Origin of the sequence: uncultured Bradyrhizobium sp. (assembly GCF_936943645.1) — a bacterium.
Taxonomy (GTDB): Bacteria; Pseudomonadota; Alphaproteobacteria; order Rhizobiales; family Xanthobacteraceae; genus Bradyrhizobium.
Map to the genome: position 1 here is coordinate 22,427 of NZ_CAKZJO010000095.1, position 6,154 is coordinate 28,580.

Below are 6,154 nucleotides of genomic sequence, written 5' to 3' on the forward strand. Positions count from 1 at the left end.
TCGTCAGGGACCGACGCAACCCTTGCCCTGATCAGGCGTTGACGCCGCATGGCAAGAACATCACGCGCGCCCTGGAAACGCGCCAATCCCCGCAAGCGGGCCGGCAAGGCCTCCACGCATCTCAGTCCCGCAAAGAAATCGGCGGCGAAAGCGCGCGCCCGCCGTGCCGGCCGCCCCTATCCCAACCTCGTGGACAACATGCGCATGGCAGCGAAGAAGACCTCCAGGAAGAAGGCTTCAAAGAAAGCTTCGAAGTCGAAATCATCGAAAGCAAAGAAGACCTCCGCGAGGAAGACGCGTAAGCGCACCGCGAAGAAGACGGCAAAGTCATCACGCAAGCGCAGCGCGTCCGCGCGCGAAAGGGATCCGCAGGGCGGCCTGACCGCAGCGGGTCGCAGGGCGTTCGCGCGCAAGCAGGGCGCTCATCTGCGGCCCGGCGTCACCAAGAAACAGCAGGAGATGACACCGCAGGAGATGCGGCGGAAAGGCAGCTGGGCCGTGCGCTTTTATGGCCGCGCAAAACTGCCGCCGTTGGTCGATGCCAAGGGGCAGCCGACCCGCCACGCACTGTCGGCGCATGCCTGGGGCGAGCCTGTTCCGAAGACAGTGGCGGCGGCGCGGCGCATTGCCGCGAAGGGCGAGCGGCTCTTGGCGCGCTATCGGCGTGCCAAGGCGAAGGGCTAACGCATCGTCGCCAGCTCGACCGCGCGGCCGCGTGTGCCGATGATCTTCACCTCGTCCTTGCCGCATGTGAAGCCGCGGGCGAAATCGTCCGCGGCCTTGCGCGCCAGCTCATTGGCGGTCGGGTTGGCGATCGCATCGACATAGGCGACATGGCAGACCGGGCCGGGCGGCAGCCGGGTCACGACCAGCATGGCCTTGGTGTTGGGCCGACCCTGCTTGTCGGGATCGCTGTTGTCGGCGATGTGCCAGCGCTGGATGATCGCGAACGGCCTGGCGCCCATGGTGCGCCATTCGATCGTGGTCTCCGATGAGTTGAACGGGGCGAACCAGACCTTGGCCGCCGGTTCCTCGGCGGCAGCCTTGCGATTGCGGCCGACCGAGACGATTTCGCGAAGATCGTCCTCGGCAATCAGCACGACCAGACCCGCCTTGCCCGGACATGCCCGCGTGGTGCTGCCGTCGAGCTCGCTCGCTTTGCCGATCTGGCGGCAATCCTTTGGCGCCGTCGATGTGTAGGCGCTGCCCATGGATTGGGCGGCGGCACTGTTCAGGCCGATGCAAGTCATCAAGACGGCCAGGCTGATGCAGGTGATGCGGTTCATCATGTGGCTTCGATGGTGCGGGAACTCCCTCCCATCAGACGTCTTGATTGTGGGCAAGGTTCAAACAAGGGTGGGATAGACCTGACAGCGGCGCGGAATCGTTCTAGAAGAGCGGCTTCGCTTGAGGCATCGGGCCTCGTTCGCGTTCTCATTTCTCTCGATCATGCCAGCCATCGCTTCCAGCAAATCCTACCGCGTCGGCCGTTCCAAGACCGGACTCGGCCTCTTCGCCACCCAGCCGATCAAGAAGGGCACAAGGATCATCCGTTATTTCGGGCCGATCCTGGACTCGCGGATCCCCGAGCAGGACGACATCGAGAACAAGTACCTGTTCGAGCTCAACGGCCGCTGGACCATCGACGGCTCGGTGCGCAAGAACCTCGCGCGCTACATCAATCATTCCTGCCGGCCCAACGCGGAATCCGACGTCCGTCCGCGCGAGCGCAAGGTCTTCATCCGCGCCATCAGGAACATCGAGCCGGGCGACGAGATCAACTACGATTACGGCACCGATTATTTCAAAGCCTATCTGAAGCCGATCGGCTGCAAGTGCCCCTCCTGCGAGAACAAGCGCAAGAAGCAGCGCGCCGAGGCGCGGGCGGAAGCCGCCAAGGTCAAGGCGCGCAAGGCCAAGAAGGTGGTTGCGAAGGGTTCGAAGACCAGGGCCGCCAAGAAGAAGCTCAACGGCAAGCACTTCGCCGGCAAGGCCGGCCGGGCCAGGGCGTAGCGTCCCCGGGCGTCTTCCCCTCTTAATCCCTCAGCTTGCGGGATTGCGCGCCGTAACGATCCACGTCGCGCTCTCGATCAGCAGCGACCGATCACCGGGGCGACCGGCGAAAGCGGCACGAACCGCGGCCGAGGCGCGAGCGCGGATGTCGTCGGGCTGATCGGCGAGCACGCGCGACAGCGGGCCGACCTCGATCGCCATCTTCACCGCGTCGTCGATCGCCGCGTCCCGCGTCGCGCCCTCGCCAAACGGGGTAAGAGCATCGAAGGGCTCGATAGCGATATTGGTGAATCCGGCCGCCGTCAGGATCCGCCCCACCCGCTTCGGGTCGCCGAACGAGAATGGACCGGGCGCTTCGGGATCGGGCGGCGCCGTCGGCGCGACGATGCCTCTGATCGCGCCCATCGGCAGGCGCATCCAATCGTTCTCGGCCGCGCCGCGCCAGCAGACGAAAGCGACCCGCCCGCCCGGCTTGAGCGCGCGGCGCATATGGGCGAACGTCCCCGTCGGATCGCCGAAGAACATCACCCCGAAACGCGAGAACAAAATGTCGAACACCCCCTCTGGCAGCTCGGCGCTGCTGGCGTCGGCCACGCGGAACACGACCGGCATATCCTGTGGCGCAAGCGCGCGCGCTCGGGCAATCAGTGACTCGGATATGTCCACGCCCAGCACTTGGCCCTCCGCGCCGACGCGGGCGGCCAGAGCCAGGCTCGACGTGCCCGCGCCGCAGCCGATGTCCAGCACGCGCTCGCCCGCCGCGGGCGCGGCGGCTTCGATCGCGGCCTCGCCGAACACCGCCAGCCTGGCGTCGAGCTGGGCCTGGTAGGCGACCCAGCGCTCCCCGCTTTGGTCATTCCAGCCGGCGGCTCGATCGGCATTGTGCTGTGCCATGAGATATCCTTGTTCTCTAAACTGTCCGATGTCAAAGCGCGCATCGTCTCCAGCGACCAGCGAGGGCGAACGGGATGAAGCGATCCATTCTCCGCTGATCCTTGAGAGGAACGACCAGTTCCGGATCGGAGCTCCCTGTACATCGTCAGCCTTCAGAGACCCCGCTTGTTCAATGAGCTCCGCATGCCTGCGCCCCTGCAGTTAACCGTCCACTATTCTTTTCAACGTGGCCCTTTGCATTGATCGCGGCGTCAGACGATTTGAAAAGGCTGCCATCTTGTTCGTCAGGCCCGCGATCACCATGGCCTTTCCTTCCATAAGCGCCCGAACACCGCTCGCGGCGACCGGACGCGGCTTCATGGTGAGGAGGCGCAGCAAGGCCGTTGTGGCTGCGCCGGCTGCCGCATCGAAGCCCGTCGCGGTGTGCCCCGGGCAGAGAGTGGTGACAACCACACCATGCGAGCGAAGTTCGTCGTGCACGGCCTCGCCAAGAGCGAGTACATATGCCTTGGTCGCCGCATAGGCCGCGTAGGTGGGAACGGCTTGGAAGGCCATGAGGCTGGAAACGAGAAGGATATGTCCGGATTGCCGCGCGGCCATGTCGCGGCCGAACAGGTAGGTCAGCTCTGTCAGCGTCGTGATGTTGAGCTGGATCATGTCTGTCGTGCGCTCGATCGGCGTGTCCAACAAAGTGCCGTGCAAGCCGTATCCGGCATTGTTCAGCAAGATGTCGATCGTCACCGACCTCGCATCGAGACTGCTTTTCAAGCGGCTGGCCGCACCCGGCGCGGCAAGATCGATCGTCTCGACCAGCACGTCCACGCCGTATTTGCGGCGGAGATCGGCGGCAAGCTTTTCCATCGACTCCTGCCGTCGGGCCGCCAACACGAGATTCACTTTCTGCGCAGCCAGAAGATCTGCGAAGTCAAGGCCGAGGCCACTCGACGCCCCGGTGATCAGAGCCCATTTTCCGACGAAGCTGTTCATTGCTCTCAAACCACCATCGACTGCTGGGCGAAGATGCCCGCCATCGCGCCCTGCGATGATGCCTGGGTGACGGAAGGCAAGAAGGGCGTGGTGAGGTCGCCGGCGGCGTAGATGCCAGGCGTGCTGGTTTGACGGCGCTCGTCCACCTTGAGGACGATGCCGGCGGGCGTAGCCACGGTGGCAAGGCCCAGTGATTCATGCAGGCTTGCGGACGGCTTGTTGCGCGGATTGGCGAACAGGATGTCGACCGCGACTTTGCGGCCGGTATCGAGATTGACGGCGATATGGCCCTTGTCGTGGGCAATCTCAACGATCCGGCCATCGACGAGAGGTACGTTGCGGCGCGCCAGATCGGCTTGGACATCGGGCGGAATGTCGTGACCATCGTCGAAGAGCGTCAACTTGTCGGTCCAATCGTGGAACAGCCTGACCTGATTGTGCGACTGCGGGCTGGACCACACGAGGCCCCAATGCTGGCCGGCGACTTCAAAGCCGTCGCAATAGGGGCAAGGCACGATCGACGTGCCCCAGCTTTCAGCGTAACCCGGAACATCAGGCATCTGATCGGCGACGCCATAGCTCAGGATCACGCGACGCGCCCGAAGGCTTTCGCCATCGCCAGTAAGGACCTTGAAATCGTCGATGGCGCCCGAGACGCTTTCGGCCCGGGCATTGACCAGCTTGATCGCGGGATAACGCGCCAGTTGCCGTCGCGCCTCGGCCAGAATGTCCAGCGGCGGCTTATGATCGTGGCCGAGCAGGCCATGTGAGTGGCCGGCGAAGCGGTTTCGTGGCAGGCCGGTATCGAGAACGGTGACCTTGCGGCGGGCGCGGCCGAGCTGCAGGGCGCCGGCGAGACCGGCAAAGCTTCCGCCGATGATGATGACGTCATCCATGGTGTTGGGCTCCGTGCTGTGGATGGAGGGAGACGGGTTGGGCTTGGCGGTGGCCTGGGCGCGGGCGATGGTGGAAAGCGCAGCCAACTTCAGCAGGGCTCGTCGTTGCAACGCCGGGCGGCCAGGGCAGTTTGATTTGCGGGACAAATTGAAACCTACGCATTGGCTTGCACATTTCCGATACTTCATGGTATCGTAATTCGAGAATTAGAATACTGTCAAGTACTGGAATTGCCGTGACCGAAAACAGCCAGGGCCGGCGCGGCCGTCCCGCCAACGAGGCGCTTGCCCAAACGATCGTCGACGCCGCGCGCGAACTCTTTGTGGAATTGGGTTTTCAAGCGACGACTTTGGACAAGGTCGCCCAGCGAGCGAAGATATCCAAGCTCAGCATCTATCGGCACTTCGAGAACAAGGAGGCGCTGTTCGGCGCGGCAATGGCGGCCGGCTGCCAACAATTGTTTGCACCACAGGCCCTTCTTGAAGGCGTCGACGTTTCGGCCGAAGATCAGCTCATGGCGGTGGGATCATCCCTGCTTCGCACGCTGTTGAGGCCGGACGTCCGCGGTGTTGAAGACATGATCATGGCCGACAAGACGAATCAAAAGTCATTAAGCAGGCTCCATTACGAAGCGCGCCCCGCCCATGTCATCGCCCAAATCGAGGCCCTGTTGCGTCAGTTGCACGCGAAGGCGGATCTGAACGTGCCCGATCCTCTGCGGTCCGCCCGCTTGTTTGCTGCGCTTTTCAAAGGATCCGATCTCCTGATGATCGCACGCTTCGATCAGGCGAAAGCAGAGGACGACAAGGAAATCGAATCCTATTGCCGGTCGGCCGTCGCCATGTTCGTCGCCGCGCACGGTGGGAACGACCACGCGGGCGGATATTTGCCTGCCTCAAGGTCAAAAAACAAAATTTGAAGCGTGCGTGACTGAATCGACCAGCAGGTCAAGGCAGGCCAGCCGATCATGAAAATTGACGAGTCGGCCGCACGGTCCGACTAACGTCCGCTTTGGTCATTTTCGAAGGTTTCAGCGGAGGGCCTCGTGTGGCTGATGTCCGCTTTGACCTGAAAGTGCCTAACCATCGCCAGCCAAGACGTTGCGTTTGGCTGAACGCCCATGATTCAACGCCCATATTGGGGTTCGACTCATGCGCTACGAACTCGATGGGTTTCACAAGGGTTCTACCCATCCTACGGCGTGATAAGCCCCTGCCGAGGCGTCGGGCAAAACACCCAAAACCCGTCAACCCCACCCGTCAAAAATATATCGCTTTTCCGAATTTCGGATTTGTGGCATACACCTGCCATCCCGGCCCTGCCAGAGGGGCGCTTCGCGATCGTCACGAGATGCGGGCCGGGG

General features: G+C 63.0%; 7 protein-coding genes. 3 read left to right on the forward strand and 4 right to left on the reverse strand.

The window, feature by feature from the left end:
* The first annotated feature begins 48 nt into the window (after window positions 1–48).
* Window positions 49–684 (forward strand): DUF6321 domain-containing protein, encoded by a 636-nt coding sequence (locus tag Q0743_RS27980; protein ID WP_298244696.1) that lies wholly within the window; start codon window positions 49–51, stop codon window positions 682–684.
* Here Q0743_RS27980 and Q0743_RS27985 read toward each other — a convergent pair.
* Window positions 681–1,286 carry a hypothetical protein gene (locus Q0743_RS27985; protein ID WP_298244703.1) on the reverse strand — a complete coding sequence of 202 codons (606 nt, stop codon included), beginning with the start codon at window positions 1,284–1,286 and terminating at the stop codon, window positions 681–683. The genes Q0743_RS27980 and Q0743_RS27985 overlap by 4 nt on opposite strands.
* A gap of 163 nt (window positions 1,287–1,449) precedes the next feature.
* On the opposite strand from Q0743_RS27985, the gene Q0743_RS27990 reads away from it, so the two are divergent.
* Window positions 1,450–2,013, forward strand: coding sequence for an SET domain-containing protein (locus Q0743_RS27990; RefSeq protein ID WP_298244697.1), 564 nt, complete (start codon window positions 1,450–1,452; stop codon window positions 2,011–2,013).
* Window positions 2,014–2,043: 30 nt separating this feature from the next.
* On the opposite strand, the gene Q0743_RS27995 is transcribed toward Q0743_RS27990, so the two are convergent.
* From Q0743_RS27995 to Q0743_RS28005, 3 genes are all read right to left on the reverse strand, one after another.
* Entirely contained in the window at window positions 2,044–2,907 is an 864-nt protein-coding gene (locus Q0743_RS27995) for a class I SAM-dependent methyltransferase (protein WP_298244698.1), read from the reverse strand.
* Window positions 2,908–3,108: 201 nt separating this feature from the next.
* On the reverse strand, window positions 3,109–3,894 hold the full coding sequence (locus tag Q0743_RS28000) for an SDR family oxidoreductase (protein WP_298244699.1): 786 nt from the start codon (window positions 3,892–3,894) through the stop codon (window positions 3,109–3,111).
* A 5-nt stretch (window positions 3,895–3,899) separates the two neighbouring features.
* On the reverse strand, window positions 3,900–4,790 hold the full coding sequence (locus Q0743_RS28005; RefSeq protein ID WP_298244700.1) for an NAD(P)/FAD-dependent oxidoreductase: 891 nt from the start codon (window positions 4,788–4,790) through the stop codon (window positions 3,900–3,902).
* 236 nt (window positions 4,791–5,026) lie between these two features.
* Between Q0743_RS28005 and Q0743_RS28010 the strand changes: the two genes are divergently transcribed.
* Window positions 5,027–5,710 (forward strand): TetR/AcrR family transcriptional regulator, encoded by a 684-nt coding sequence (locus Q0743_RS28010; RefSeq protein WP_298244701.1) that lies wholly within the window; start codon window positions 5,027–5,029, stop codon window positions 5,708–5,710.
* The last annotated feature ends 444 nt before the right edge of the window (window positions 5,711–6,154 follow it).

Coding starts and splice junctions, on each gene's coding strand:
- Q0743_RS27980 (WP_298244696.1), top strand. CDS start 49: ATGGCAAGAACATCACGCGCGCCCTGGAAACGCGCCAATCCCCGCAAG.
- Q0743_RS27985 (WP_298244703.1), bottom strand. CDS start 1,286: ATGAACCGCATCACCTGCATCAGCCTGGCCGTCTTGATGACTTGCATC.
- Q0743_RS27990 (WP_298244697.1), top strand. CDS start 1,450: ATGCCAGCCATCGCTTCCAGCAAATCCTACCGCGTCGGCCGTTCCAAG.
- Q0743_RS27995 (WP_298244698.1), bottom strand. CDS start 2,907: ATGGCACAGCACAATGCCGATCGAGCCGCCGGCTGGAATGACCAAAGC.
- Q0743_RS28000 (WP_298244699.1), bottom strand. CDS start 3,894: ATGAACAGCTTCGTCGGAAAATGGGCTCTGATCACCGGGGCGTCGAGT.
- Q0743_RS28005 (WP_298244700.1), bottom strand. CDS start 4,790: ATGGATGACGTCATCATCATCGGCGGAAGCTTTGCCGGTCTCGCCGGC.